Origin of the sequence: Streptomyces sp. NPDC000594, from assembly GCF_040299965.1 — a bacterium.
In the GTDB taxonomy this organism is placed as follows: Bacteria; Actinomycetota; Actinomycetes; order Streptomycetales; family Streptomycetaceae; genus Streptomyces.
Genome location: NZ_JBEPCY010000005.1, coordinates 297,604 through 322,091, shown reverse-complemented (window position 1 = coordinate 322,091; position 24,488 = coordinate 297,604). Strand labels below are relative to the sequence as shown.

At 73.7% G+C, this 24,488-nt stretch carries 21 protein-coding genes; 3 read left to right on the top strand and 18 right to left on the bottom strand.

What is annotated here, in order from left to right; genetic code table 11:
- Nucleotides 1–23 precede the first annotated feature (23 nt).
- The 15 genes from ABT354_RS10645 to ABT354_RS10575 form a co-directional block, all read right to left on the bottom strand.
- Nucleotides 24–563 (bottom strand): Rv1363c family protein, encoded by a 540-nt coding sequence (locus ABT354_RS10645; protein ID WP_351491684.1) that lies wholly within the window; start codon nt 561–563, stop codon nt 24–26.
- Nucleotides 564–577: 14 nt separating this feature from the next.
- Entirely contained in the window at nt 578–1,156 is a 579-nt protein-coding gene (locus ABT354_RS10640) for a hypothetical protein (protein ID WP_351491682.1), read from the bottom strand.
- The gene (locus ABT354_RS10635) at nt 1,153–1,623 is read right to left on the bottom strand and encodes a hypothetical protein (RefSeq protein ID WP_351491680.1); all 471 of its coding nucleotides are present in this window, start codon (nt 1,621–1,623) and stop codon (nt 1,153–1,155) included. The genes ABT354_RS10640 and ABT354_RS10635 overlap by 4 nt, the downstream gene beginning before the upstream one ends.
- The gene (locus tag ABT354_RS10630) at nt 1,620–2,930 is read right to left on the bottom strand and encodes an MCE family protein (protein WP_351491677.1); all 1,311 of its coding nucleotides are present in this window, start codon (nt 2,928–2,930) and stop codon (nt 1,620–1,622) included. Before ABT354_RS10630 ends, ABT354_RS10635 begins: the two co-directional genes overlap by 4 nt.
- Complete coding sequence (locus tag ABT354_RS10625) at nt 2,927–4,096, bottom strand: MlaD family protein (protein ID WP_351491675.1); 1,170 nt, start codon at nt 4,094–4,096, stop codon at nt 2,927–2,929. The genes ABT354_RS10630 and ABT354_RS10625 overlap by 4 nt, the downstream gene beginning before the upstream one ends.
- Nucleotides 4,093–5,322 carry an MCE family protein gene (locus ABT354_RS10620; RefSeq protein WP_351491673.1) on the bottom strand — a complete coding sequence of 410 codons (1,230 nt, stop codon included), beginning with the start codon at nt 5,320–5,322 and terminating at the stop codon, nt 4,093–4,095. The genes ABT354_RS10625 and ABT354_RS10620 overlap by 4 nt, the downstream gene beginning before the upstream one ends.
- Nucleotides 5,319–6,425 carry an MCE family protein gene (locus ABT354_RS10615; protein WP_502983382.1) on the bottom strand — a complete coding sequence of 369 codons (1,107 nt, stop codon included), beginning with the start codon at nt 6,423–6,425 and terminating at the stop codon, nt 5,319–5,321. The genes ABT354_RS10620 and ABT354_RS10615 overlap by 4 nt, the downstream gene beginning before the upstream one ends.
- Nucleotides 6,422–7,453 carry an MCE family protein gene (locus ABT354_RS10610; protein ID WP_351491670.1) on the bottom strand — a complete coding sequence of 344 codons (1,032 nt, stop codon included), beginning with the start codon at nt 7,451–7,453 and terminating at the stop codon, nt 6,422–6,424. Before ABT354_RS10610 ends, ABT354_RS10615 begins: the two co-directional genes overlap by 4 nt.
- On the bottom strand, nt 7,450–8,691 hold the full coding sequence (locus ABT354_RS10605; RefSeq protein WP_351491668.1) for an MCE family protein: 1,242 nt from the start codon (nt 8,689–8,691) through the stop codon (nt 7,450–7,452). Before ABT354_RS10605 ends, ABT354_RS10610 begins: the two co-directional genes overlap by 4 nt.
- Complete coding sequence (locus ABT354_RS10600; RefSeq protein WP_351491666.1) at nt 8,688–9,497, bottom strand: MlaE family ABC transporter permease; 810 nt, start codon at nt 9,495–9,497, stop codon at nt 8,688–8,690. Before ABT354_RS10600 ends, ABT354_RS10605 begins: the two co-directional genes overlap by 4 nt.
- A 3-nt stretch (nt 9,498–9,500) precedes the next feature.
- Nucleotides 9,501–10,424, bottom strand: a complete 924-nt coding sequence (locus ABT354_RS10595) for an MlaE family ABC transporter permease (RefSeq protein WP_351491664.1) — start codon at nt 10,422–10,424, stop codon at nt 9,501–9,503.
- Nucleotides 10,421–11,395, bottom strand: coding sequence for an ABC transporter ATP-binding protein (locus ABT354_RS10590; RefSeq protein WP_351491662.1), 975 nt, complete (start codon nt 11,393–11,395; stop codon nt 10,421–10,423). The genes ABT354_RS10595 and ABT354_RS10590 overlap by 4 nt, the downstream gene beginning before the upstream one ends.
- 72 nt (nt 11,396–11,467) lie before the next feature.
- A complete protein-coding gene (locus ABT354_RS10585; protein ID WP_351491660.1) occupies nt 11,468–12,448 on the bottom strand; it encodes a hypothetical protein in 981 nt (326 codons plus the stop codon).
- Between the two features lie 49 nt (nt 12,449–12,497).
- Nucleotides 12,498–14,222 (bottom strand): DUF6801 domain-containing protein, encoded by a 1,725-nt coding sequence (locus tag ABT354_RS10580; RefSeq protein ID WP_351491658.1) that lies wholly within the window; start codon nt 14,220–14,222, stop codon nt 12,498–12,500.
- A 104-nt stretch (nt 14,223–14,326) separates the two neighbouring features.
- Nucleotides 14,327–14,968, bottom strand: coding sequence for a hypothetical protein (locus ABT354_RS10575; RefSeq protein ID WP_351491656.1), 642 nt, complete (start codon nt 14,966–14,968; stop codon nt 14,327–14,329).
- Between the two features lie 674 nt (nt 14,969–15,642).
- Between ABT354_RS10575 and ABT354_RS10570 the strand changes: the two genes are divergently transcribed.
- A complete protein-coding gene (locus ABT354_RS10570) occupies nt 15,643–16,842 on the top strand; it encodes a PucR family transcriptional regulator (RefSeq protein WP_351491654.1) in 1,200 nt (399 codons plus the stop codon).
- 255 nt (nt 16,843–17,097) lie between these two features.
- Nucleotides 17,098–17,355, top strand: coding sequence for a hypothetical protein (locus ABT354_RS10565; RefSeq protein ID WP_502983381.1), 258 nt, complete (start codon nt 17,098–17,100; stop codon nt 17,353–17,355).
- A gap of 27 nt (nt 17,356–17,382) precedes the next feature.
- Here ABT354_RS10565 and ABT354_RS10560 read toward each other — a convergent pair whose 3' ends face one another.
- Both ABT354_RS10560 and ABT354_RS10555 read right to left on the bottom strand, forming a co-directional pair.
- Complete coding sequence (locus ABT354_RS10560; RefSeq protein WP_351491652.1) at nt 17,383–18,414, bottom strand: chymotrypsin family serine protease; 1,032 nt, start codon at nt 18,412–18,414, stop codon at nt 17,383–17,385.
- Nucleotides 18,415–18,605: 191 nt separating this feature from the next.
- Nucleotides 18,606–19,052 (bottom strand): YchJ family protein, encoded by a 447-nt coding sequence (locus ABT354_RS10555; protein ID WP_351491650.1) that lies wholly within the window; start codon nt 19,050–19,052, stop codon nt 18,606–18,608.
- Between the two features lie 113 nt (nt 19,053–19,165).
- On the opposite strand from ABT354_RS10555, the gene ABT354_RS10550 reads away from it, so the two are divergent.
- Nucleotides 19,166–20,965: a hydroxysqualene dehydroxylase gene (locus tag ABT354_RS10550; protein WP_351491648.1), complete on the top strand. Its 1,800-nt coding sequence runs from the start codon at nt 19,166–19,168 to the stop codon at nt 20,963–20,965.
- A gap of 63 nt (nt 20,966–21,028) precedes the next feature.
- Here the strand turns inward: ABT354_RS10550 and ABT354_RS10545 are convergent, their stop codons facing one another.
- Nucleotides 21,029–24,328: an NACHT domain-containing protein gene (locus ABT354_RS10545; RefSeq protein WP_351491646.1), complete on the bottom strand. Its 3,300-nt coding sequence runs from the start codon at nt 24,326–24,328 to the stop codon at nt 21,029–21,031.
- Nucleotides 24,329–24,488: the final 160 nt, after the last annotated feature.

Genomic DNA, 24,488 nt, shown 5'->3' with positions numbered 1-24,488 from the left:
TCTCGCGGTCGGGGAGGGTCGGGTCAGGGACGGTCGGCCGGTCCGGCCGCGCCCACCGGGGGCTGGCCGAGACCGCTGAGCTTCCAGCCGTCGCCGGTACGGGTCAGTTCGCCGAGCATCCGGCTCTCCTTGCGGACCGGTTCGGACTTCGGGGCCGTCACCGTCACCCGCAGGGAGACCATCACGCTCGCCCGCCCCGCCCGGGTGTCCAGCTCGGTGACCGCGCCCGCGAGCAGCCGTGCGCTGCTGACGGTCCGGGCCCGCTGGATCTGCCGTTCGAACTCCGCCCGTCCGTCGGTGAGCTGGCGCCGCAGCTCCCCCGTGGCGGAGTCCTCCCAGGTGTCCAGGCCCCGGGTGAGGTTCCGGTGGTCGAGGGTGTTGAGGTTGAGGATCGCCTGCTCACCCGCGGCCAGCGCCCGGTCGCGTTCGGCGGCGTAGGCGGCCGGCTCGTCATGGGCGGCGGTGTACCAGCGCCAGCCGGACCAGCCCGCCCAGCCAGCCGCCACCAGGGCCAGCGCGAGCGCGAGCGCCCGTACCGGATCGGTTCTTCTCGGTGGTGCCATGGCCGTGGATGCTCCTATCGGGGTTCGATACCGGTGACGAGCCAGCGCCCCGAGCGCCGTTCGGCGGTGACGGAGAGCTGGGCGGCGGTGGTGACCGGGGCCCGGCCGCGCCGTTCGGCGACTTGGTCGAGGAAGACCAGCACCTCGGCGCTCCGGCCGGTGAGCCGGGTGACCCCGGTCCGTACGACATGGGTGGTGAGGGTCAGCCGCTGCTCGGCGGCGCCCTTCTCGACCTGGGCGAACAGCTCCCCGTACTGCCGGGCGGCCTTCCCGGCGAGCAGCCCGGCGGCGGCCCGGCGGGTGGCGGCGGGGTCGTCGGGCCCGTACGAGAGCACCCGGGTGAGGGTGGTGCCGACCACCTCGGCGACCCGCTCGGTGGCGGCGGTGTCGGTGAGGGCATGGTTACGGGCGGCGGGGGTCGCGCGCAGCTGCTCGGTCCGGTGCAGCAGCAGCCCCCCGGTCACCAGGAGCACCAGGACGGCGGCGACGAGGGCGGCGGACCGCCATCGGCCCGGGAGGCGGGGGCGGTCGCCGGGGGCGGATACGGGCTCCGGGGGTGCGGTGGCCTCCGTGAGGGGCCCGGCGGCGCTCATGCGTCCCCCACCGGTACGGCGTCCAGGGATTCCACCTTCCAGCCGTCGGAGGTCCGGGCGAGCTGGGCCTCCAGTCGTTTGCGTTCGCTGCCGCCGGGGGTGAGGTCGACCCGTACGGTCGCGATCAGCCGCGCGGTCCCGGCGCGGGTGTCGAGCGCGGTGAGGGCGGCGTCGGTGACGACGGCACGGGCGCCGGGGCCCCGCTTCGGCCGGGGGGTGCGCCGCAGCTCCTCCCGGAGCGGACCGGTGGCCGCCGCCAGCCAGCCCCGGCGGCTCGCGGCGGGGTCCTCGGCGTCATGGCCGAGGAGCAGGGCGATCCGGTCGCCGCCGTCGGCGAGGGCGGCGTCCCGGGCGCGGGCATGGGCGAGGGCGGTGTCGTCGCGGGCGCGGAGATGGTCCCAGGCCGCCGCCGCGCAGAGGAGCGCGGCGAGGGCGAGGGCGCAGGGGCCGAGCAGTCGGCGGTTCACCGGCCCCTCCCCCGGCCGGCCCGGTCGCCGGTCTTCCCGGCTTCCCTGGTATCCCCGAACTCCCCGGTCTTCCCGGCGGGGCGGGCGCCGTCCGGCCCCGGCCGGTCGCCGGCCAGGCCGAGCAGTCCGGCGAGCCCGTCCGGGGCTGCTCCGACGGCGGGCAGCTCCAGAGGGGCGGGCACGGCCGGGCGGGGGACGGCGCCGCCCCGGGGGGCGTTGGCGCTGCCCCGGACATTGATCCCGGTCACCGGCGGCTCGGCGCAACGGGCCCGGGTGTTGAGCTTCGGCGGCCTGAGGTCCTCGCCGTCCTGGTACGGAGTGCCCTCGTACCCCCGTCGGCAGGGCGGTGGTTCGAAGAAGGTGAGCGCCAGGGCGAAGCGGCCCTCCTTCCGGGTGACGGCGGTCGCCCCGGCGGAGACCAGGGGAGGCAGGGTGACCATCAGTTCCTCCAGACCGCGCTGGCGGGTGAGGGCGATCTCGGCGGGGGTGAGCAGATTGGCGATCACGACGCCGAGTTCGGGTTCCAGGTCGTCCAGGAGACCGGTGAGCTGTCCGGCGGCGTCGGGGGCGGCGGCGATCAGCCGGCGCAGATCGCCGTCGGAGGCCTTCAGCTCGGCGGTCAGCTCCTTCGCCCCGGCGGCGAAGGACCGCAGCGAGCCGGCCTGTTCGGCCTGGGTGCGCAGCACGGTCTCGCCGTCGGTCATCAGCCGGGTGGTGACGGGCAGCGCCCGGTCGGCGGCGCGGACGAAGGCGTCGCCGCTGTCCAGGAGGGCGGCGAGATCGTCGCCGCGTCCGGCGAAGGCGGTGCCGAACTCGTCCACGACGGTACGGAGCGCGTCGAGGTCGACGGAGGAGGCGAGGTCGTCGATCCCGGTGAGCAGATCGGTGACGGGGGCGGGGACCCGGGTGTCGCCCCGGGCGATCACGGTGCCGTCGCGGAGGTGGGGGCCGTCGGAGCCGCGCGGCCGGAGGTCGATGTACTGCTCGCCGACGGCGGAGAGGTTGGCCACGACCGCTTCGAGGTCGGCGGGGATCCGGGGGGCCGACTCCTGGATGCGCAGCTCGGCCTCGACACCGTCGCCGGTGAGCCGGATGGGGCCGACCCGGCCCACGGAGACACCCCGGTAGGTGACATTGGAGTGGGTGAACAGTCCGCCGGTGCGCTCCAGCTGGACCCGGACCGTGTAGTGGTCCCGGAGCCCGATGTGGTGGCCGAGATCGGCGTAGCGGACGCCGGTGAAGCCGAGGACCAGCACGGCGATGACGAGGAAGGCGATGTTCTTCAGCCGGATGGCGGGGGTGATCATCGCTCCTCCCCTCCCGGGGCCGGGGTGACGGCCGGAAGCGGCAGCGGGGGTCTGGACCCGCTTCCGGCCGTCGGTCGCGGGGCCCGGCGGGGCGGGGTGAGGGCGGGGATCACCTCGGTGCCGGGGGGTGCGGTCAGATGGAGGTAGGCGTTGAGATAGGCGCCCTTGACACCCTTGAGCACCTCGTCGGTGAAGGGGTAGGTGAGCAGCGCCTGGAGGGAGTCGGGCAGCGCCCGGCCGGAGTCGGCGAGCGAGGTGAGGACCGGTCCGAGGGCCTTGAGGTCGGCGATGGTGTCGTCCTTGCCGCGTTCGATGGTGTCGACGGCGACATCGGAGAGGGTGTCGAGGGCGCGGAGCATGGTGAGGAGGGAGCCGCGCTGCTCCTCCAGCACCTTCAGCCCGGGTGCGGTGCGGTCGATGACCCGGCCGATCTCGGTCCGGCGGGCGGCGAGGGTGGCGGAGAGCCGGTGGACGCTGTCGAGGGCGGCGGTGATGTTCCTCTTGTTGCGGTCGAGGCTGGTGACCAGGGTGTCGATACGTCGCAGCACGGAGCGGATCTGGGGTTCGCGGCCTCCGACGGCCTGGTTCAGCTCGGTGGCGATCTTCTTGATCTGTTCGATGCCACCGCCGTTGAGGAGGAGGGAGAGGGCGCCGAAGACCTCTTCGACCTCGGGGTTGCGGTTGGTGCGGGCGAGCGGGATGACGGCGCCGTCGCGCAGCCGCCCGCCCCGGTCCGCCGCCGGGGCCCTGGCGGTACGGGTCGCAGCGGTACGGGCCGCAGCCGGGGCGGCCGTGGGGGCGGGGGGCGGGGTGAGCTGGACGTACTTCTCGCCGAGGAGGCTGGACTGCTCCAGCTGGGCCCAGGCGTCGGCGGGGAGACGGACCGAGCCGTTGATGCGGAGGGTGACCCGGGCGGACCAGTTCGCGCGGTCGAGCCGGATCCGGGTGACCCGGCCGACGGAGACATCGTTGACCTTGACGGCCGACTGCGGCACCAGGCTGAGGACATCGGCGAACTCGGCGGTGACCTCGTAGGGGTGCGGGCCGAGGTCGGCCCCGCCGGGCAGCGGCAGCCGCTCCAGACCGCCGGCGCCGGGCAGCGCGGAACAGCCGGTCAGGGCGAGGAGCAGGGCGAGAAGCGGAACGGTACGGAAGCTCTGTCTCATCGGCCCGCGCCCTTTCGGGAGGAGGGCGTACGGTCCGGGGCCCGACCGGTGGCACTCTCCCGGACGGCTCTGTCCTGGATGGCACTGCCCTGCACGGCGCTGTCCTGGACGGCTCCGACGGGCGGCAGCGGCAGCCCGGCCGCCGGTGGTGGGCGGTCGGCCCGGCCGCCGCCGCGCGACCGGGCCGGATAGTCGGCGATCTCCAGCAGATTGGCGCGGCCGTGCAGCGCGCGGGCCCGTGGGTCGTACGCGGCCAGGGCGTTCCCCGCCGCGAGCGGGACGGTGTCCAGGGCCTCGGCGAGGGAGTCGCGCTGGTCCACCAGGGCCCGGGTGAGCGGGACCAGATCGGCGACGGACTCCTTCAGCCCGGTGCGGTTCTCCTCGATGAAGCCCTTGACCTGCCGCAGGGCGCCGCCGAGTTCACGGAGTGCGGCGGCGAGGTTCTCCTTGTCCTCGGCGAGGAAGCCGGTGACGGCGGCGAGCTGCCGCTCGGCCCGGACCACCGTGGGGTCGTTCTTCTTGAGCATCGTGGTGAAGGTCTGGAGGTGCTCCAGGGTGGCGAAGAGATCGCCACTGCTGCGGTCGAGGGTGCGGGCGGCCTGGGCGAACCGGTCGATGGAGTCGCCGATCGCCCTGCCGTTGCCCCGGAGGTTGCGCGCCCCGGTGTCCAGGAGGCGGGTGAGGGCGCCGTCCTGGTTGGCGCCCCGGGGCCCGAGGGCGGTGGCGAGTTCGGTGAGGGAGGCGTAGAGCTGGTCGACCTCCAGGGGCAGCGCGTTGCGCTCGGCGGGGAGCACGGCGCCGTCACGCAGCCGGGGGCCCCGGGTGTACGCGGGGGTGAGCTGGATATAGCGGTCGGCGACGACGCTGGGCGCGACGACGACGGCCTGGGCGCCGCGCGGGACCGCGATGCCCTCGTCCACCAGCAGGGTGACCCTGACCTGTTCGCCGACCGGTTCCACGGCGTCCACGGTGCCCGCGCGGACGCCGAGGATCCGCAGGTCGGACCCCTCGTACACACCGGTGGCCCGGGTGAAGTAGGCCGTGATCCGGGTGGCGCGGGCCCGTTCGAGGGCCTGGGTGGCCCAGATCCCGGCGGCGGCGAGGACGATGAGCGCGACGGCGGCGGCCAGGGCACGACGGCGGTTCGGCGGCAGCGCGCGCAGCAGGGCCGGCGGCGGCAGCGCGCGCAGGGCGGAGATCGGCGACAGTGAGCGGAAGGTGATCATCGCCCGCCTCCTCGGGTGCCGGGCCGGGGTGGCTCACAGGGCCGGCCCGGGGGTGCGCCGGACGGCAGATACTCCGGGGGGATCAGTCCGCAGACATAGACGTCGAACCAGCGCCCGTTGCCGATGAGGTTGTTGACGAGCCGGTAGTACGGTCCGGCGAGCCGGAGCGCCTCCTCCAGGCTCTCCTGGTTGCGGACCAGGACATCGGTGACCCGGCGCAGCGAGGCGAGGGTGGGTCCGAGCTGATCGCGGTTGTCGCGGACGACGCCGCTCAGCTCCGCGCCGAGGGCGCGCGTCCCGGTGAGGAGCCGGTGGATGGCGTCCCGGCGGGCGCGGATCTCGTCCAGGAGGAGGGTGCCGTCCTTCAGCAGGGCCTCGACGTTGTCCTCCTGTCCGGCGAGGGTGCGGGTGAGCCTTCTGCTCTCGGCGAGGAGTCCGGCGAGCTGGGTGTCGCGCCGGGAGACGGTACGGGAGAGCGCGGCGAGCCCCCGGGCGGCGGAACGGACATCCGGCGCGGAGTCCTCGAAGGTGTCGGAGAGGACGTCGAAGCTCCGGGCGAGCTGGGCGGTGTCGATCTCGCCGATGGTCTCGCCGAGGTCGGTGAAGGCCTGGGTGACGTCGTACGGGGAGGTGGTGCGGGAGGTGGGGATGGCGCTGGAGGGGTTCTGGGCGCGGGTGCCGAGGGGGTCGACGGCGAGGTACTTCTCGCCGAGCAGGGTCTTGATGGCGATGGCGGCGGTGCTGGCGTCGCCGATCCAGGCGTCCTCGGCCCGGAAGCGGACCCGGACCCGGCCGTGGTGGAGGCCGACGGAGGTGACCTCGCCGACCGTGACCCCGGCGATCCGGACCTCGTCGCCCTCGGTGAGCCCGGCGGCCTCGGTGAAGTCGGCGGTGTAGGTGGTGCCGCCGCCGAGGGCGTCGACGTGGTAGGCGCCGATGCCGAGCAGGGCGAGCAGCAGCAGCCCGACGAGGCCGACGGTGACGGGATTGCGTTCCCGTACGGGGCGGCGCAGCCATGCCGGGGGCCGGGGGGCGGCCGAAGCCAGGGCCCGGAGGCGGGCGCGGAAGGAGCCCGGGGCGGGCGGTTGGGTGGGCTCTGTCATCCTCGGCACCTCGGGCTGGTGACGGTGATGCCGGTGGGAGGCGGGCCGCCGCCCTCGGCGGTGACTCCGGAGACCCTCAGCTCGCACTGGTAGAGGTTGAGCCAGGAGCCGTAGGAGGCGAGGGCCGCGACCGCCCGCATCTTCTGCGGGGTGCGGCGCAGGAAGTTCTCGACGGCGGGGCGCCCGGCGGCGAGCTGCCGGGTGAGGCGGCCCAGTTCGCGGATGTCCCGGCGGAGCGGGGCCCTGCCCTCGGTGAGGAGTCCGGCGGTGACGGTGGTGAGGTCGCCCATGGCCTCGGTGGCCTCGCCGAGGGGTGCGCGGTCGGCGGCGAGTCCGGTGACCAGCCGGCGCAGGGTCACGATGAGGTCGTTGAAGCCCTTCTCGCGTTCGTTGACGGTGGTGAGGACGGTGTCGAGATGGGTGATGACCTCTCCGACGACCTTGTCCTTGGCGGCGACGGCGCTGGTGAGGGAGCCGATGTGCGCCAGCAGGCTGTCGACGGTGCCGCCGTCGCCCTGGAGCACCTTGACGATCGATCCGGCCAGGTCGTTGATCTGCTTCGGGTCGAGTCCGTCGAAGAGCGGCTGGAAGCCGTTGAAGAGCTGGGTGAGGTCGAGGGCGGGGGTGGTGCGCTCCCGGGGGATGGTGCCCCCGGCGGGGAGGGTGGCACCGACGGGTCCGGGGCCCCGGTCGAGGTCGATGTAGCGCTGGCCGACCATGTTCAGATATTTGATGGAGGCGGTGACGGAGGCGGGGAGGGCGCGGCCCTTCTCGACGCTGAAGCGGACCTCGGCCTCGCGCCGGTCGGCGACGGCGACGGAGTCGACCTGGCCGACCTTCACCCCGGCGATCCGGACGCTGTCGCCGGGGATCAGTCCGGTGACATCGGTGAAGCGGGCGCGGTACGGGGCGGTGTCGCCGACCCCGGTGTTGGCGATGGAGAGGGCGAGCACGGTGGTGGCGAGCGAGGTGACCACGATGAAGACCAGTGACTTGACGAGCGGTGCGGTGACCGAGCGGCGTCTCACCTCAGTCCCACCTCCGTTCCCCGGTAGAGCGGTCCGGTCAGGACGCTGCTCCAGGCGGGCAGGGCGTCGGGCGTGGTCCGCAGCCCGGGTGCCATCAATTCATTGAGCAGCCGGTTCTCCTGGGGTGAGTTGGGCAGGCCGAGTCCGGGCGCGGAGCGGGCGGCGGGGGCGGGGCGGCCGGTGTAGGGGACGGAGTAGCAGCGGGGTCCGCCGCTCTTCCCGTACCGGGGCCGGTCCCGGGGGTGGTGGTAGGCGCCCCGGTCGGGGCGGGCGAGGACCTCGACATGGAGTCCGGGCCTGCCGGTGCCCTTGCCGAGCGCCTTGTCCATCGCGGGGACGAATCCGGCGAGGGTGCGCAGGGTGCAGGGGAAGGCGGGGGCGTGCCGGGCGAGGCGTTCCAGGGTGGGCCGGCTGATGTCGGCGAGGCGGATCAGATGCTCCTTGTTGCGCCGCAGGAAGGCGGTGACCCGCTGGGCGGTGGCGGTGGTGGTGGCGTAGACGTCGTCCAGCCCCGCGCGTTCCTCGGCGAGGGTGGAGCTGGTGGTGGTGAAGTCGCTGAGGGCCCGGACGAGGTCGGGCGCGGTGTCGGCGTAGGCCCGGCCGACCTCGACCAGCCGGGCGATGTCCCGGTTGAGGACGGGAAGATGGGGGTTGAGCCGGCTCAGATGGCCGTCGAGGGTGACCAGGGTGGCGCCGAGGGTGGCGCCGCGTCCGTCGAGGGCCCGGGAGACGGCGGTGAGGGTGGCCGACAGCTTCTCCGGTTTCACGGCGGTCAGCAGCGGCAGCAGATGGTCGAGGACCTGTTCCAGTTCGATGGCGTTGCGGGAGCGGTCCTGGGGGATGGTGGCGCCCGCCCGCAGGGGTCGCGCCGGTGGGCCGGGCGGGGTGCCCTCGGGGGGTACGAGGGCGACGAACCGCTGTCCGAAGAGGGTGGTGGGCAGCATCTGGGCGGTGGTGTCGGCGGGGATGCGGTGGAGGGTGCCGGGGTGGAGGGCGAGGGTGAGCCGGGCGCCGTCGCCGTCGGCGCGGATCTCGCGGACGGTGCCGACGACCACACCGCGCATCTTGACCTCGGCGCCGGGGTGCATCTCGTTGCCGACGGAGCCGGTGCGCAGGGTGACGGTCACATCGTCGCTGAACTCCTTCTCGTACACGGCGACGGAGAGCCACACCAGCAGGGCGGGGACGAGCAGGAAGACGACCCCGGCGAGCCGGCGGCGGAGTGCGACGGGGTTCATCCGGCCACCTTCACGGTCGTGGTGGCGCCCCAGATCGCCAGGGAGAGGAAGAAGTCGGTGACGCTGATGAGGACGATCGCGTTCCGTACGGAGCGGCCGACGGCGACGCCCACCCCGGCCGGGCCGCCCTCGGCGCGGAAGCCGTAGTAGCAGTGGGCGAGGATCACCATCACGCTGAAGATCAGCACCTTGAGGACGGAGAGCAGGACGTCGTCCGGGGAGAGGAAGAGCTGGAAGTAGTGGTCATAGGTGCCGGTCGACTGGCCGTTGAGGACGACGGTGATCCAGCGGGCGGAGAGATACGAGCTGAGCAGCCCGATGACATAGAGCGGGACGATGGCGACGACCCCGGCGATGATCCGGGTGGTGACGAGATAGGGCAGGGACCGTACGCCCATCGCCTCCAGGGCGTCGATCTCCTCGTTGATGCGCATGGCACCGAGCTGGGCGGTGAACCCCGCGCCGACGGTGGCGGAGAGGGCGAGCCCGGCGACCAGGGGGGCGATCTCGCGGGTGTTGAAGTAGGCGGAGACAAAGCCGGTGAAGGCGGAGGTGCCGATCTGGTTGAGGGCCGCGTACCCCTGGAGACCGACGACGGTGCCGGTGAAGAGGGTCATGGCGACCATCACCCCGATGGTGCCGCCGATGACGCCGAGGCCGCCGCTGCCGAAGGCGACCTCGGCGAGGAGCCGCTGCACCTCCCGGAGATAGCGGCGCAGGGTGCGGGGGATCCAGAGGAGCGCCCGCAGATAGAAGAGGAGCTGGTCGCCGGAGCGGTCCAGCCAGCCGAGCGGGAGACGGGCCATCGGTCAGCCCCCCTTCGGGGGGACGACCTGGAGATAGATCGCCGTGATGACCATATTGACGAAGAAGAGCAGCAGAAAGGTGATGACCACGGACTGGTTGACGGCGTCCCCGACGCCCTTGGGGCCGCCGCGCGGGTTCAGTCCCCGGTGGGCGGCGACGATCCCGGCGATGAAGCCGAAGACCAGGGCCTTGAATTCGCTGATGTAGAGGTCGGGGAGCTGGGCGAGGGCGGAGAAGCTGGCGAGATAGGCGCCGGGGGTGCCGCCCTGCATGATCACATTGAAGAAGTAGCCGCCGAGGGTGCCGACGACCGAGATCATGCCGTTGAGCAGGAAGGCGACCAGCATGGTCGCCAGCACCCGGGGGACCACCAGCCGCTGGACGGGCGAGACGCCCATGACCTCCATCGCGTCCAGTTCCTCGCGGATGGTGCGCGAGCCGAGGTCGGCACAGATCGCGGAGCCGCCCGCGCCCGCGATCAGCAGGGCGACGATCAGCGGGCTGGCCTGCTGGATGACGGCGAGGACACTGGCACCGCCGGTGAAGGACTGGGCGCCCAGCTGCTGGGTGAGCGAGCCGACCTGAAGGGCGATCACCGCGCCGAATGGGATCGACACCAGGGCGGCGGGGAGGATGGTGACACTGGCGATGAACCAGAACTGCTCGATGAACTCGCGGAACTGGAAGGGGCGGCGGAAGACCGCCCGGGTGACCTCGGCGGTGAAGGCGAAGAAGTGCCCCGTCGCGCGCAGCGGCGCGAGGGCGCGCAGCGGCGGCCGGGGACCGGTGGGCGGGGCCCCGGGGGCGGGCGGTGACTCAGGGGCAGGTGGCGTTTTCGGTACGCGCGGTGTCTGCGGTACGGGCTCGGGAGCCGGCGGTACGGGCTCGGGGGCAGCCGGGCCGGGGCCGGTCGGGGGTACGGTCATCGGGCCGCCCCACCGCCCGCCGGGGCGTAGCTGCTCAGGATGGCGGAGCGCGCGGCCTCGGGCAGGGTGTCCAGCAGGCCGAGGACCCGGTTGCGGCGCCGCCCCACCGCCCGGCGTTCCGGCAGTCCGGGGGAGGGTTCCAGCTGGGGGACGAGCGGGCGGGGCGCCGGGGGCGGGGTGCGCGGCTCCTTGGCGAGGGTGGCCGCGTCCTTCTCCTCCGACATCCCGATCGGGCCCTCCCGGCGTCCGCCGAGGAACTGGGCCACCACCGGCTCCTCGCTGGTGAGCAGCACCTCCCGGGGGCCGAAGGTGACCAGCCTGCGGCGGAAGAGCATGCCCATGTTGTCGGGGACGGTGGCCGCGATGTCGAGGTTGTGGGTGACGATGAGCATGGTGGCGTCGATCTGGGCGTTGAGGTCGATCAGCAGCTGGGAGAGGTAGGCGGTACGGACCGGGTCGAGCCCGGAGTCGGGTTCGTCGCAGAGGATGATCTGCGGGTCGAGGACGAGCGCGCGGGCGAGCCCGGCCCGTTTGCGCATACCGCCGGAGATCTCGCCGGGGAGTTTCTCCTCGGCGCCGATCAGGCCGACCATCTCCATCCGTTCCAGGACGGTCCGGCGGATCTCCGTCTCCTTCTTGCGGGTGTGTTCGCGCAGCGGGAAGGCGATGTTGTCGAAGAGGGTCATGGAGCCGAAGAGGGCGCCGTCCTGGAACATCAGCCCGAAGACCTTGCGGGTCTCGTAGATCTCCCGCTCGGTGCCGCCCACCATGTCGACGCCGTCGATGAGGACCCGGCCGTGTTCGGGCTTGAGCAGCCCGATGACCGACTTGAGGAAGACGGTCTTCCCGGTGCCGGAGGGGCCGAGCATCACACTGACCTCCCCGGCGGGCAGGGTGAGGCTGACGTCCTGCCAGATGTTCTGCCGGCCGAAGGACTTGGTGAGCCCTTCGACGACCACTTCGATTCCCATGGCACCCTTCCGCGCTGCGCTGATGGAGAAGGACGGTCGCTCGGCCCTCGACGGCTTCGCGGCTTCGCGGCCCTACGGCAGCACGGCGGAGTGGCGGAAGCGGGCGAGCTGCTTGCCCGCGTCCGGGAGGTACATACCGGGGGCGGTGAGTCCGCCGCTGTAGGTGGCGGCGTCGTTGAGCACCAGGTTGTTGCGGCCCGCGGGTGAGGGCAGTCCGGTCTTCAGATCGATGGCGCCGTTGAGGACGCCGAGCACTCCGCAGCCCCGGGCGCGGGGGACGGCGAAGGTGCTGTCGCCCTGGGTGTTGCCGGTGAGGGCGAAGCGCAGCATGTCGCCCTCGTCGTCGCGGGTGCCGTCGCCCCGGAAGCGCTGGACGGCGAAGGCGGGGGCGGTGGTGTTCCGGGGGCGCAGCACGATCGGGTCGGCGGCGGAGCCGATGAAGCACTGGGAGCCGAGGAACGGGTTCTGGAGGCGGATCCGGACCGGCAGGCTGACGATGGGCCGTCCGGTGGAGAGTCCGGCGGCGAGGTCGAAGTGGCTGGGGGTGCCGGCGGATTCGACGGTGGCGGTGACCCGGTTGAGGGTGTTGTCGGTGAGCAGCCGGCAGATCTCGGTGACGACGGGGATACTGCCGGGGCACATCAGTCCGAGGAGCCCGCCGGGGATCTCGGTGGGGGCGCCGACGATCGCGCCGCCCTCGGGGGGTACGACGGTGGAGGTGCCGGTGGTGGTGTTGTGCACCACCCCGAACTGGAGGTCGTTGGCGCCGGTCCGGGCGGTGGTCCGGCCGAGGGTGATGGAGCCGCCGGGCGAGACGGAGGAGATACAGGTGGCGATGGTCTCCTCGCCGTCGGCGGCGAGCATGGCGGGCGCGTCGACGGGACAGCGGGCGAAGGGGGCCCAGTCGCCGCCCAGCCGGTCCGCGGCCCGGGGGGCGGCGCCCGCGGGGGCGGCGACGGCGAGGGGGAGTGCGGTCAGGGCCGCGGTGAGAGCGGCGAGCAGGGTGGTACGGGCCCGGCGGGCGGCCGGGTGCCGTGGGATGGCGAGTCTCATGGTGTCCCTCGATCGTGTCGGTTCCGCCCGGTGCGGCGGCGGCCCTGGCTCAGCGTTCGGGCCGGGGCACCTTGACGGGTTCATGGCCGGGGGTGCAGTACTCGGGGTCGGGCCGGGGGTTGCCGGAGGCGCAGGGCGCGCCCTGGACCTGTTTGAGGTAGTTGCCGGGGCCGGAGACCGCGGCGGTGAACAGGGGGTCGAGATCCTCGCCGACACCGCAGCCGGTGAACGGGGGGATGGTCGCGGTGCCGTCGAGCACTCCCCCGGTGACCAGCTGATAGCCGTTGCCGGGCCCCTTGAGCCGTCCGGTGAGGACGACATGGCCGCGCTGGTTCCGCGCGGGGTCGGGGTCGGCCGAGTAGAGGGGGCCCCGGGTGCGGCAGTTCCTGCCGACGTCGAGGGGGACTCCGTTGACGCGGACGTCGTACAGGCGCAGCGAGAGCGCCACCCGGACCAGGGTGATCCCGGTCGATGTGGCGAGATGGATGTCCGAGTCGATGGTCATCGTCCTCAGCTGGCTGATCTCCATGGTGGCGGTGGTGGGGACGGCGCCGTAGGTGAGGAAGGTGGCCTTGGCGGGGGGCATCACGCGCTTGCCCCGGTAGTCGAGTTCCCCGGTGGCGTGCTGGATGAGATGGAGTCCGTCCGGCTTGGTGACGAACCCCTTGGAGACATCGACGAGTTGGGCGCAGGCGACGGGGAGCCGGGCGGCGCCGTCGAGCTTGTCGACATTGGAGTAGCCGGTGACAAAGGCGACCATCGCGAACTCGTTGACGGAGTCGCCGACACAGCGGGGCGGGCGGGCCGCGGCGGCGCCGGGCAGGGGTTCGATGACGGGGGCGCGGCGGTCGGCGGGCCCCCGGTCCGGTCCGGCGGACGCGCCGCCGTCTCCCGGGCCGACCGGGCCGACCGGGCCGACCGGGCCGACCGGGGCGCCGGGGCTGCCGGGGTCACCGGGGACCCGCACGGTGGCGAGGGGGACGCCGGGTTCGCGCGGAGTGCACTCCACCGGGGTACGGGGCGGCCGGGCGGGGGTGCCGTCGGCGGTGTACGGGGTGAGGTCGAGGGTGAGCCCGCCGGGGGTGAGGGTGAGATCGCCGCCGGTGGCGGGGGTGACGGCGGGGACGGGGCCGGTGAGGGTCAACTCCAGCGGGCCGCCGCCGGACGGGGTCGCGGTGGCGGTGGGCTGCTCCGCCGGGGCCCCGGCGCCGGGCGCCCCGGAGGGCGGGATGGCCGGGTGCCCGGACGGGTTCGGGGTCGCGGACAGGGGCGGTTCCGGGGTCGCGGGTGGTGCGGGGGGCGGGGTACCCGGGGGTCCCTCCGGGCCGGGGGCCGGTCCGGGGGCCGCGCCGCCGATCCGTACCGGGGCCCCGGTGGTGCCCGTCCAGACCGCCTCGGCGCGCCGGCCGCCCTGGGCCACCGTGACCGCGAGGGCGCCCCGGGCCCCGACCGTCACCGCCTTCCGGGCGGCGAGTTCCTCCCGTACCGCCGCCGGCAGGACGACGGTCACCCGGACGCCGGTGGGCCGGACGCTCTCCCCCGGGCGGACCGAGGCGGGCAGGGCGGCCCGGACCCGTACCGTCGCGGACCGCTCCCCCGACGGCAGGGAGCAGCGGTGGGCGGCGGTGGTGTCGTACCGCACCGGGCCGTCGTCCCGGCCGTCGGCGCGCGCGCCCGGGATCACCCCGGCGAGCAGTACCGTCGCCGTGGCCAGGGCGCCCCGTACCGCCCTCCGGGAGCCGCCCGCCGCACCCGGGCCGCGTACCGTCCGCACGTCCCACTCCCCCTTCGTCGGTCCGTCCGCCCGCCCGTCGGGGACCGCACGGCGGTGCCTCCGCCGTGCGGTCCCCTCGGCCGGTCGTCGTGGACCGGTCTGGATCAGACGCCGACGATCGTCGGGCTGGTGGTGCCGCCGACCGGGCCGATCACCCGGTAGCTGCCGGTGAAGGTCGGGTGGTCACCGTTGGCGGTGATGCCCGCACAGCCCGCGCTGGCGTTGGCGACGGTCAGCTGGCGGGTGGCGTTGTTGGACACCGACAGGATTCCGGTGGAGTTGCGATAGGTCACATGGACCTGTCCCACCACATCGAAGGTGCAGGTCAGCACGGTCAGTTGGGCGTTGATCCCGGTGATGAAGCCGGTGGTGGTCGTGGTGGCGGGGGTGTAGTTGGTCGCCATGAGCCGCCACGGCGGGACCACCCGGGTGATCGGCCGTACCGGGCCGAGCGGGCTGGTGCAGGGCCGGGCGGTGCTGCCGAAGGCGGCGGCGGTGATGTTGCCGACATGGGCGGGGTTGCCGGTGGCGTTGAAGAGCGAGCCGCCGGCGGTGGCGGTCGGACAGGTGACGGGGATGCCGTTGAGGCTGAGGACGGTATTGGTGGAGGTGGCGGCGAAGCCGACCGGGCTGGTCGGGCCGACCGTCCAGGTCGTGGGGGCCGCCAGCGCCGGGGCGGCGGAGAGGGCGAGGGCGGCGGTGGCGCCGGTGAGGGCTAACGCGGCCTTGGCGATGGGGTTTCGCACGGGAGGGTCCTCCGAATTCGTCGGTGAGCCGCACTGTTGGCGACACGTTCCACCGCGATGTGGGGGGAGGGAGCGCGGCGGTTCGCGGCACGACCGAATCCCGTCGAATGCTTTTGTCGGGAATCGGCCATCCAGGATCGGTGGTGCCGCCAGACGTTACTTGCGGGAAACATGGCGCACAATCCCGTTGTTCATGATTCTCCGGAGGAGATTTTTTCCTCGTCCCGGGATGAGCGCTCCCCTGGCGTCGCTTGTCACCAGGTGCGTAATTCCGCTTTCTCGGCGGGTTTCCCGGGGCAAGGGAGGAACGGTGGCTGTCACGCCCGGACAGTGCCACCGCATACGGCCGGGCGGCGCTTCCCGGACAGCGGGCGGGCCGCCGCCCGCCTCCGGTACCGTCGGCGCCCCGGCGGACGGGGACCACGCGGGGTCACCTCCGCCGGATCGTTCCCCGGGCGAGGAGTGGCCGGAAATCCCCCTGTGGAATGATCCGAATCGACCGGCCTTAGGCCCCTTGGATCCTTTTCCCGGACCGGGGCGCACCGGGGTCCCCGTTCCCGGGAGAGCATTTCTTGGCCCTTGCCGACCATGCCGCCCCAAGTGGTGTTCCCCGGACCCGGCCTTGGTCTATGTTCACCTGCCGGGTCCACCTGCCGGAGCGAGGGGAGGCAGTCATGCCGGGAATGGTCGGCCCGTCCGACACCGGGGAATCGCTGGGACCGCTGCCACAGGAGTTCGCCGCGATCATCCGGCCCGAACTGCCGAGCCTGATCAAGGAAATCGGAATCGAGGTCACCCGCGCCTATCCGGAGTACGCGCGGCTGCTCAACGGGCCCTTCGGGCATGGCATCCGGGTAGGAGTGGAACAGAGCATCTCGGTCTTTGTGGACCAGGTCGCCGAGCCGTCCGCGCCCTCCACCCTCCGTGACGAGATGTGCCGCAGATTCGGCCGGTACGAGGCGTACGAGGGGCGCACCCTCGACAGTCTCCAGGGGGCCTACCGGCTGGGCGCGCGGGTGGCGCTGCGCCGGGCCAAGAAGGTGGGCCGCAGCTATGACCTCTCCCCCACCATGATGCTCACCTTCGCCGACGCGCTCTTCGCCTATGTCGACGAGTTGGAGTCGCTCTCCCGCGAGGGCTATCTGGAGGTGCGGGCCCGCTCCGGGGAGCAGCACCAGATCCTCCGCAGACGGCTGCTGCATCTGCTGCTCGCGGGGCCGCCGGTGCCGCGCGCCGCCGTCGCCGAGCTGGCCGACCAGGCGGCGTGGCCGCTGCCGGAGGAGGTCACCCTGGTGGCGCTGCGCTCCCCGGCGGTGCTGGAGCCGGCGGATCTGGACCCCGATGTGCTGGCCGACCTGGGCGACCCCCAGCCGCATCTGCTGATCCCCGGCCCGGTGGAGGGGGAGCGGCGGCGGATGCTGGACCGGGCCCTCTTCGGCACCCGTGCGGCGGTCGGGCTGACGGTCCCCACCGCCGACGCCCATGACTCGGTCCGCTGGGCGCGGCGGACCCTGGAGCTGGTGGACCTGGGGGTGGTCGCGGACGGCCCGCTGGTCTTCGGCGCGGACCATCTGGTCCCGCTCTGGCTCCTCTCCGACCCCGGGCTCCTCGACCAGCTGGCCCGCCGGGAGCTGGCCCCGCTCGCCGCGCTCACCCCGTCCCGGCGGGACCGGCTCATCGACACCCTGCGGATCTGGCTGGACACCCGGGGGACGGCGGCGCGGATGGGGGCGCTGCTCGATGTCCATCCGCAGACGGTGCGCTACCGGATGCGGAATCTGGACACGATCCTGGGTGACCGGCTGCGGGACGCGGAGCGGCGGTTCGCGATCGAGGTGGTGCTGCGGGCGAAACGGCTGCGGGGACCGCGCTGACACCGGCCTCAGCCTGGCACCCTTACCACTGGTACCCGGTTGGTGACAAGCCGCGATGTGATCGATTCGGGGAGAAGGGGACGGCTCGCGTAAAGTGGGCCGCCGTGCCGCCTCGGGACGGCATGGCGGGGCGGGCGCGGTGCGCGCGCCGGGACGCCGCACCAGAGAACCGTTCCCTCCATCGACTCCATCGAACGCGGAGCCGTCCGGGCGTGTATGGAGGGGTAGGAGCCGCACCAGAGAAGGGCCCGTGCCGTGATCCCCTCGCCTCTTGTCCCCGTGCCGATCCCGGACCGGGTGGCCGTGCTCATCGGCGCCTGTATGCCGGAGCGGGTGCTGCGGGCGGAGATCGAGGCGGAGTGCGCCGTACGCGAGGTGCACCGCTACCGGGGGCCGCTCTGCGACGACGACCGTGCCGACCGGGAGTACGCCCTCTCCCATCTGGCCCGCGCCAACAAGATCCTGGCGGCCCACCACCCGCAGCTGGTCATCGGGGCCCGCCGGGGCCACTGAGCGCCCTTCGCCCGACGGACCGGGCCGTCATCCGGTCACGATGGAGACCCCCACGGTGGCCGAGATCCGCGGCCAGGACGTGAGGTAGCAGGAACCGCCGCTGGTCGCGAAGACCTGTCCGCGCACATGGGCCCCGGCGGCCTCCTTCTTGTAGACGGGGCCGCCCCAGTCGCCCTGCTGCGGAAGGACGGCGCCGCCGCGGATCACGACCAGCGGCCCCCAGCAGCGCGCGTAGCACAGCTGGGCGCTGGTGCTGATCACCGCGTGCCCGCACTGCTCGCCCGAGGTCCGGCCGCTGAAGCAGATGTCCCTCTCCCCCAGGGCGGCGGCGCCCGCCGAGAGCACCGGTGTGGTGGTGGTGCTGACGACGTTCCCGGTGTAGATCCGGCCGCTGTAGGACTGGCCCGCGATCAACGCGACGTCCAGTTCCGTGTTGCGGTAGGCCAGACCGCCGACGGTGAGGCCGGTCTCGGTCACCACGGGCGACCCGGTGTGACAGGCCGCGGAGGCGGTGCTGACGACCTGTCCCGAGCCGCCCCGCACCGCGATACCGAGGGAGCAGGGCCCACTGGGCAGGGTGCGGATACCGGCGCCGCCGTCGAACGGGGCGTCGTCGTTGCGCCGGTGGAACGCGGCGGGCCCGCTCCCGCCGGAGGCTCTGGCCACCGGGGTGCCCGGCAGGGTGGCGGTGGCGCTCCGGCCGGTCACGGCCCGGACCACGCGCGGCGGGGCGTCGGACTCCAGGACGATGCGCCCGGTGGTGTCGAGATAGCTGGCGAAGGTGTACACGGAGCCGTGCGTGGTGACATGGTCGGCGATCCGCCGCTGGAGCCGGGCCAGTTCCCGGACGGCGCCGGGTGACGCCGGAACGACGGCGGGCCGTACGGAGGAGGCGGCCGACCCGGCGGGAGCGGTGTCCCCGCCCGCGCCCCGGGCCGGGCCCGTCCCCAGCGCCAGCAGTGCGCAGAGCGCGACGGCGACCGCCCCCGCCGACGCTCTTCTCGCGCCCGTACCGCCTCTGCCCCTGCCCCTGTCCGTTCGGTCGTGTGCAGCGCCCATGGGAGCCTCCCCGATCCACGGCCGGCCCCCGCCGGACGGTGGGGACCCTGCCCCGCATCGTCGGAGCGATGGGCGGGCGCGGCCAGGGTCCGCGGCCGCCGGACCGCTCCCGGTGGGCGCATCCGGGGGCGCACGCCGGGCACACCGCGAAGCCCCGGTGCGCCCTGGGCGGGCCCGTCCCTCCCGGCCCGTCACTCCAGGAAGGTGCCGTCCACATAGACCCAGGCCCCGCCGACCCGCTCGAAGGTGCTGCGCTCATACAGCTCGCCGCGCTGGCCGTGGTGGCGGTAGCGGGCGCGGAAGGTGACGGTCCCGGTGGTGTGGAAGGCGGTACCGTCCTCGGTGGCCACGATCTCCAGACCGCTCCAGCGCATCGCCGGGTCCAGCTCCAGCGCCGGGGGGCGGGTCGCGGGGTGCCAGGTCCGCAGCAGATAGGCGGTGTCCCCGGCGACGAAGGCGCTGTAGCGGGAGCGCATCAGCGCCTCGGCGGTCGCCGCGTTCTCCCCCGCGTGACAGCGCCCGCAGCAGACGCCGTAGGCGAAGGGCAGACCGCAGGGACAGGGCGCCTCGGCGGTGAGGGCGGCGGGGGCGGGTGCGGCGGATGAGCGCCGGGGGCGGGGGGAGCTGCGTCGGGCCATACAGCCATTCTCGGCCATTGGACGAATGGGTCGCCCGGTGCCTTCCGTGACCGGGGAGACCTCCGTATGCTCCTGCGCCGTACACGCCGAGTTACCGACGGTAAGGGGTGGGGATGGAAGCATCGGGCAGCACACGGCGCACCTTCGTGGCCGGGGCCGCGGCGGCCGGGGGTGCGGTGGCCGCCGGATCGGCCGCGCCGCCCGCCGTCGCCGCGACGGCACCGGCCCCGGGCGGCGGACGGTCCACGGCGGCGGCCCTGGTCACCGTGGCCGTGCTCGGCGGCGGGGTCGCCGGTCTGACCGCCGCCCATGAGCTGGCCGAACGCGGCTTCGCCGTCACCGTCTACGAGCGCCGTGCCCTCGGCGGCAAGGCCCGCAGCATGGGCGTCCCCGGCAGCGGGCGCGGCGGGCGCGCCGAACTCCCCGCGGAACACGGCTTCCGCTTCTTCCCCGGCATCTACCACAACCTCCCCGACACCCTGCGGCGCATCCCCTTCCCCGGCAACCCCCGGGGCGTCTGGGACAACCTGGTGGCCCCGCCCGAGATGGTCATGGCCCGCACCGGCAAGGAGGATCTGCGCTTCCCGCTGCCCTGGCCCGGCCATCAGCCCCCCGATCTCACCCTGGACGATCTGCGCCGCGCCCTCACCGCCCTGGTCGAGACCCTCGCCGCCATTCCCGCCTGGGAGTCGGCCCACTTCGTCAACCGCATGCTGGTCTTCCTCACCAGCTGCGACGAGCGCCGGGACGGCCCCTGGGAGGACCGCACCTGGTGGGACTTCACCGGTGCCGCCCGGATGAGCACCGACTACCAGCGGCTGCTCGCCATCGGCGTGACCCGCAACCTCGTCGCCACCAAGGCGGAGGAGGCCAGCACCCGCACCGTGGCGACCCTGATGGAGGCCCTGATCCTCAACGGGCTCGGCCGGGGCGCCGACGGCCCCGTGGACCGGATCCTCAACGCCCCCACCAACGAGGCCTGGATCGACCCCTGGGTGGACCATCTCACCTCGCTGGGGGTCGGGTTCCGGATCGGCTGGACGGTACGGGAGATCGCGTACGGCTCCGGGCGGGTCACCGGCATCGTGGCCGAGGACCCGGCCGGGGCCCGCCGCACCATCACCGCCGACCACTATGTGCAGGCCATGCCGGTGGAACACGCCCGCCGCACCTGGGGTGCCGCGCTGCGCGCCGCCGATCCCCAGCTCGGCCGCTGCGACCGGCTGCGCACCGACTGGATGACCGGGATCCAGTTCTATCTGACCGAGCGGGCCCCGCTGGTGAACGGCCACTTCAACTGCGTGGACTCACCCTGGTCGCTGACCGGGATCCAGCAGGCCGGGCACTGGCCCGGCCATGACTTCACGGCGGACTTCGGGGACGGCTCGGTGGTGGACTGCCTCTCGGTGGACATCTCCGAGTGGGACCGACCGGGGATGCTGTACGGGCGTACCGCCAAGCGGTGCACCCCCGAGCAGGTGGCCCGCGAGGTGTGGGCGCAGCTCAAGGCGGCGCTCAACGACACCGGGCGGGTCCGTCTCAAGGACGGGGCGCTCCACTCGTGGTTCCTGGACCCGGGGGTCAGCGGGCTCGGTACCGGCAACCCGGTGAACGAGGACGAGCTGCTGGTCCACCCGGTCGGCACCCGGCGCAACCGCCCGCAGGCGGTGACCGCCGTGCCCAACTTCTTCCTCGCCGGGGACTATGTCTCCGTCGACATCGACCTGGCGACCATGGAGGGGGCCAACGCCTCGGCGCGGGCGGCCGTCAACGGTCTGCTGGACCGGGTGGGGTCGACGGCGCGGCGATGTGTGATCACCCCGCTCTTCCGGCCCCCGGAGCTGGAGGCGGCCAAGCGGCACGACCGGGTCCGGCTGCGGCTGGGGCTGCCCAACCTCTTCGACCTGGGCTGACCCGCACCGGCCGGGCCAGGGCAAGGACCGGGGCCGGGGTGGGGCAGGGATCCGGGGTGGGACTCACTCCGGCTCCTGTACGAAGGCCCGCGCCCGGCGCAGCAGCTCCGGTGGCACGGCGGCGAGCTGCCCGTCGGCCGGTACGGTCTCCAGCACCCCCGCCACGGCGGAGCGCAGCGCCTCGGCCGCCGCGGGGGTACCGGGCTGCTGGGTGCACAGGGTGAGCAGCCGCAGCGGCGCCCGGTTCGCCAGCAGTACCAGGGCGTCCCGGGCGCAGGCCCGTACCCCGCCGTCGGCGCCGTGCGGGCCGAGGGCCGCCAGCGCCGCCCGCGCCCGCAGCTCCCAGCAGACCGGCTCCAGCGACTCCGACGCCGGGGTGGAGAGCACCTGGCGCACCACCCGGGCCGGCAGCCGGCGCACATCGCCGATCAGCTGTCCGAAGACCAGCTGGGCGACGGCGGAGAGGCTCTCCTCGTCCAGCCCGCTCCAGGGGGCCATGAAGGCGGCGCAGTGCTCGTACTGCACGGAGAGTTCTCCGTCGGGGGCGCCGAGTCCGCCCGCCAGCCAGAGGGAGAGCAGCCCGTGGGCGACGGAGCCGACCCCGGCGGGGGTGCCGACGAAGCGGGTGACGGCCGGGGGCAGCCACATGAAGAACGGGGCCAGGGCGTGCAGCACCACGGCGTCATGGGGGTCGCCGGACATGGCGAGCCGGTGCGCGACCAGCCCCCCGTAACTGCGGTTCCAGCTCACCCGGCGGCGGCGGTCCTCATGGCCGGGCGGGCGGTCGAAGAGCCAGTAGGTGTCCACGGGCTCGGCCGAGACGATGCTGACGGTGGAGCGGCGGACGGTGAGGTCCCGGCGCCCGCCGTCCCAGGTGCGGCTGACCTCCAGGACGGCCACGAAGTCCATCCAGTCCGGTTCGGAGAGGGCCGAACGCCACTGGAGCACATGGCGGTTCCAGGCGGTGGCGGGGTCCTCCTCGCCGGGGAACAGCTCGCTCGCCCGCACTCCCCCGGTCATCAGCACGGTCAGGATCAGCACATTGGCGGAGTAGAGCCCGTGCCGGGCGGAGGTGGTCCGCACCGCGGGCCGGTAGCCGGCGAACCGGTGCTCGGTACGGTGGCCGTGCGCGGCGAGCACGGTCCGCAGCAGCTCGCCCAGCCGGTCCCGGTCCTCCTCGGGCAGGGCGCTCACCCGGGCGTGCGCGAAGCGGAGGATCTGGCGGGAGGAGAGGGGCGCGTACGACAGCAGCACGTACAGCAGATCGTCGTCGACGGCGGGCCGGCCGACCGCGAGCGCGGGGCGCTGGGCGAGCAGCCCGTGGACCAGGTGGACGGTGAGCCGGGCGGCCAGATACTCGCCGAAGGTGGCGTGCAGGAACTCATAGGTCGCCAGCCGCTGTTCGTCGCGGATGGCCTGGGCGCGCTGGACGAAGAAGAACCTCCCCAGGGCGATCTGGCCCTGGCCGAGGGGGGCGCGGAAGCCGTCCTGGACCGGTTCGGGGCTGCCGAGCAGGGCGCCGAGATCGGCCTCGGCCTCGGTGGAGGTGATCCACTGGCGGCTGCGGTTGAGCATCCCGAAGGAGATGAGGGAGAGCCGCTGGAGCTCCTGTTCGGCGCGGTCCCGCAGCTCCCGGTCGGTGCAGGCGACGGCGGACTTGCCGACCTCCCGGGCGGCGAAGGAGGTCAGCAGCTCCTCGTAGAGCTGGGCCTCGCCGAGGGGGGCGTCGGCCCCGCTGCCGCGCTGGAGGGCGTTGGCCGTGCCGTCGTAGAGGGCCAGCATCATCAGCAGCAGCGGCTGGGACGCGAGGGCCTCGTGCCGGATGACCACATCGGCGGGGAGGGGGCAGAGCCCGCGCCGGGTGAGATAGGGCGCGTTGAGGTCGTTCCACAGCTCCAGCCAGCGCTCGATCCGGGCCCGGTCGAAGGGCTCCAGGCGCAGCACCACCGAGCCCTCCGGGTAGCGGGCCCGGTCGGCCACCGCGGTCCTGCTGGTGACCAGGGTGTAGACCGGGCGGCCCTGGTCGGCCTCGCGCTGCTGGAAGCGGGCGAGCCGGGTGAGGAAGTCGGACTGGCTGACCCCGGTGGTCTGGAGGAGTTCGTCGAAGCCGTCGAAGAGCAGCACCGGCACGGCCCCGTCCGCCGCCCGGACCAACTCGGGCCAGTCGGCCCGCTCCCCGGTCTCGGCCCGTACGGCGTGCTCGATCTGGTCCTGGACATCGGTGTCGGCGGGGACCTCGCGCAGCACGATCCGGACCGGGAGATAGCCCGCGGTGGGCAGCCGGGCGGCGAGGATCCGGGTGAGGACGGACTTGCCCGCGCCGGGCTGGCCGAGGACGACCAGGGGGGCGTGGGTGGCGGCGACGGTGGTGAGGGTGCCGGCCAGGTACTCGGTGAGGTCGGAGCGGACCCGGGTCTGGTCCCACCACTCCTCGTCGGCGGGGCCCACCGCGCCGTCGAGGACCTCGCGGACCCGGAAGCCGGGGTCGACATAGCCCTCGCCGAGGGTGGGCAGCTCCATGCCGACGGGGGCCTGGCCCTCGGCGAGGATCGCCCGCTGGAGGGCGGCGCGGTAGCCGGTGGCCAGGGAGTCGGCGACGCTGTGCAGGGGGCGGTCGCCGGTCAGTCCGGCGAGCGCGTCCTCGATGCCGGTGAGCGCCCGGCCCAGGGCGGCCCGGGTGGCCTGGTGCTCGGTCTGGCCGGACCAGAAGCCGAACTCGGGCACCTCCTGGGCGAGTCGGGCGTACAGCTCCTCGTACCGGTCGAGGACACGGCCGAGGAAGGGTCCGTCGAGGAGGGCGCCATGGGCCGCCTGCCGCTGCACCGGGGTGAGCCGGTCCCAGACGGCGAGCCCGCTGAGGAACATCAGCAGCCGGTGGGAGCAGAGGTCGTACCACCCCTCCAGCTCGCGCAGGACGCTCTCGTACGGCCGGTGGGGGGCGGGTCCGGGCAGGGTGTGGACGGGCAGCGCCTCCAGCAGTCCGGGCTCGCCGCCGCCGCCGAGGATCCGTAACTGCTCCTCGCGGGTCAGCTCCATCTCCTGGAGCCGGAAGGGGAGTTCGACCTCGCCCAGGACCTCGAAGTAGGCGCTGATCACCAGGACGGTGTGGGCCGCAGCGATCCGTTCGGTGCGGGTGGCGCGGTCGCAGCCGGCGAGATCGCCCCGGAGTCCGGCGGTGAGGTCCCGGCCGATGCGCAGGATTCTGCCGCGGGCGTCGAAGAGGGTGAGGACGGCGTCGCTGATGCCGCCGGTGGCGAGGGTGAGGGCGCCGTCCAGCGCCCGGTCGGCCACCGTGATGCCGGTCCCGTCCCCGGTGAGGATCGCCACCGCGTCCCGGTAGTCGATGAGCCGCCGTCCGCGCACCGGACCACCCCCCGTCGTCTCTGTGTGTGCCGGTCGGACTCCGGTCTACCACGGCGGGCGGCGGCTCACGGGGCCAACGGGCCAATGGGGGCGGCGGTGTGCCCGAGGGCCCCCCCCCCCCCCCCCCACCGGGGGGGTCCCCAGCGGGGACCCCAGCGCC

Bases quoted from the DNA above. Each gene is read 5' to 3' on its own strand.
- ABT354_RS10620 (WP_351491673.1), bottom strand. From the start codon at position 5,322: ATGATCACCTTCCGCTCACTGTCGCCGATCTCCGCCCTGCGCGCGCTG.
- ABT354_RS10645 (WP_351491684.1), bottom strand. From the start codon at position 563: ATGGCACCACCGAGAAGAACCGATCCGGTACGGGCGCTCGCGCTCGCG.
- ABT354_RS10585 (WP_351491660.1), bottom strand. From the start codon at position 12,448: ATGAGACTCGCCATCCCACGGCACCCGGCCGCCCGCCGGGCCCGTACC.
- ABT354_RS10605 (WP_351491668.1), bottom strand. From the start codon at position 8,691: ATGAACCCCGTCGCACTCCGCCGCCGGCTCGCCGGGGTCGTCTTCCTG.
- ABT354_RS10595 (WP_351491664.1), bottom strand. From the start codon at position 10,424: ATGACCGTACCCCCGACCGGCCCCGGCCCGGCTGCCCCCGAGCCCGTA.
- ABT354_RS10555 (WP_351491650.1), bottom strand. From the start codon at position 19,052: ATGGCCCGACGCAGCTCCCCCCGCCCCCGGCGCTCATCCGCCGCACCC.
- ABT354_RS10560 (WP_351491652.1), bottom strand. From the start codon at position 18,414: ATGGGCGCTGCACACGACCGAACGGACAGGGGCAGGGGCAGAGGCGGT.
- ABT354_RS10590 (WP_351491662.1), bottom strand. From the start codon at position 11,395: ATGGGAATCGAAGTGGTCGTCGAAGGGCTCACCAAGTCCTTCGGCCGG.
- ABT354_RS10615 (WP_502983382.1), bottom strand. From the start codon at position 6,425: ATGACAGAGCCCACCCAACCGCCCGCCCCGGGCTCCTTCCGCGCCCGC.
- ABT354_RS10550 (WP_351491648.1), top strand. From the start codon at position 19,166: ATGGAAGCATCGGGCAGCACACGGCGCACCTTCGTGGCCGGGGCCGCG.
- ABT354_RS10640 (WP_351491682.1), bottom strand. From the start codon at position 1,156: ATGAGCGCCGCCGGGCCCCTCACGGAGGCCACCGCACCCCCGGAGCCC.
- ABT354_RS10625 (WP_351491675.1), bottom strand. From the start codon at position 4,096: ATGAGACAGAGCTTCCGTACCGTTCCGCTTCTCGCCCTGCTCCTCGCC.
- ABT354_RS10570 (WP_351491654.1), top strand. From the start codon at position 15,643: ATGCCGGGAATGGTCGGCCCGTCCGACACCGGGGAATCGCTGGGACCG.
- ABT354_RS10600 (WP_351491666.1), bottom strand. From the start codon at position 9,497: ATGGCCCGTCTCCCGCTCGGCTGGCTGGACCGCTCCGGCGACCAGCTC.
- ABT354_RS10630 (WP_351491677.1), bottom strand. From the start codon at position 2,930: ATGATCACCCCCGCCATCCGGCTGAAGAACATCGCCTTCCTCGTCATC.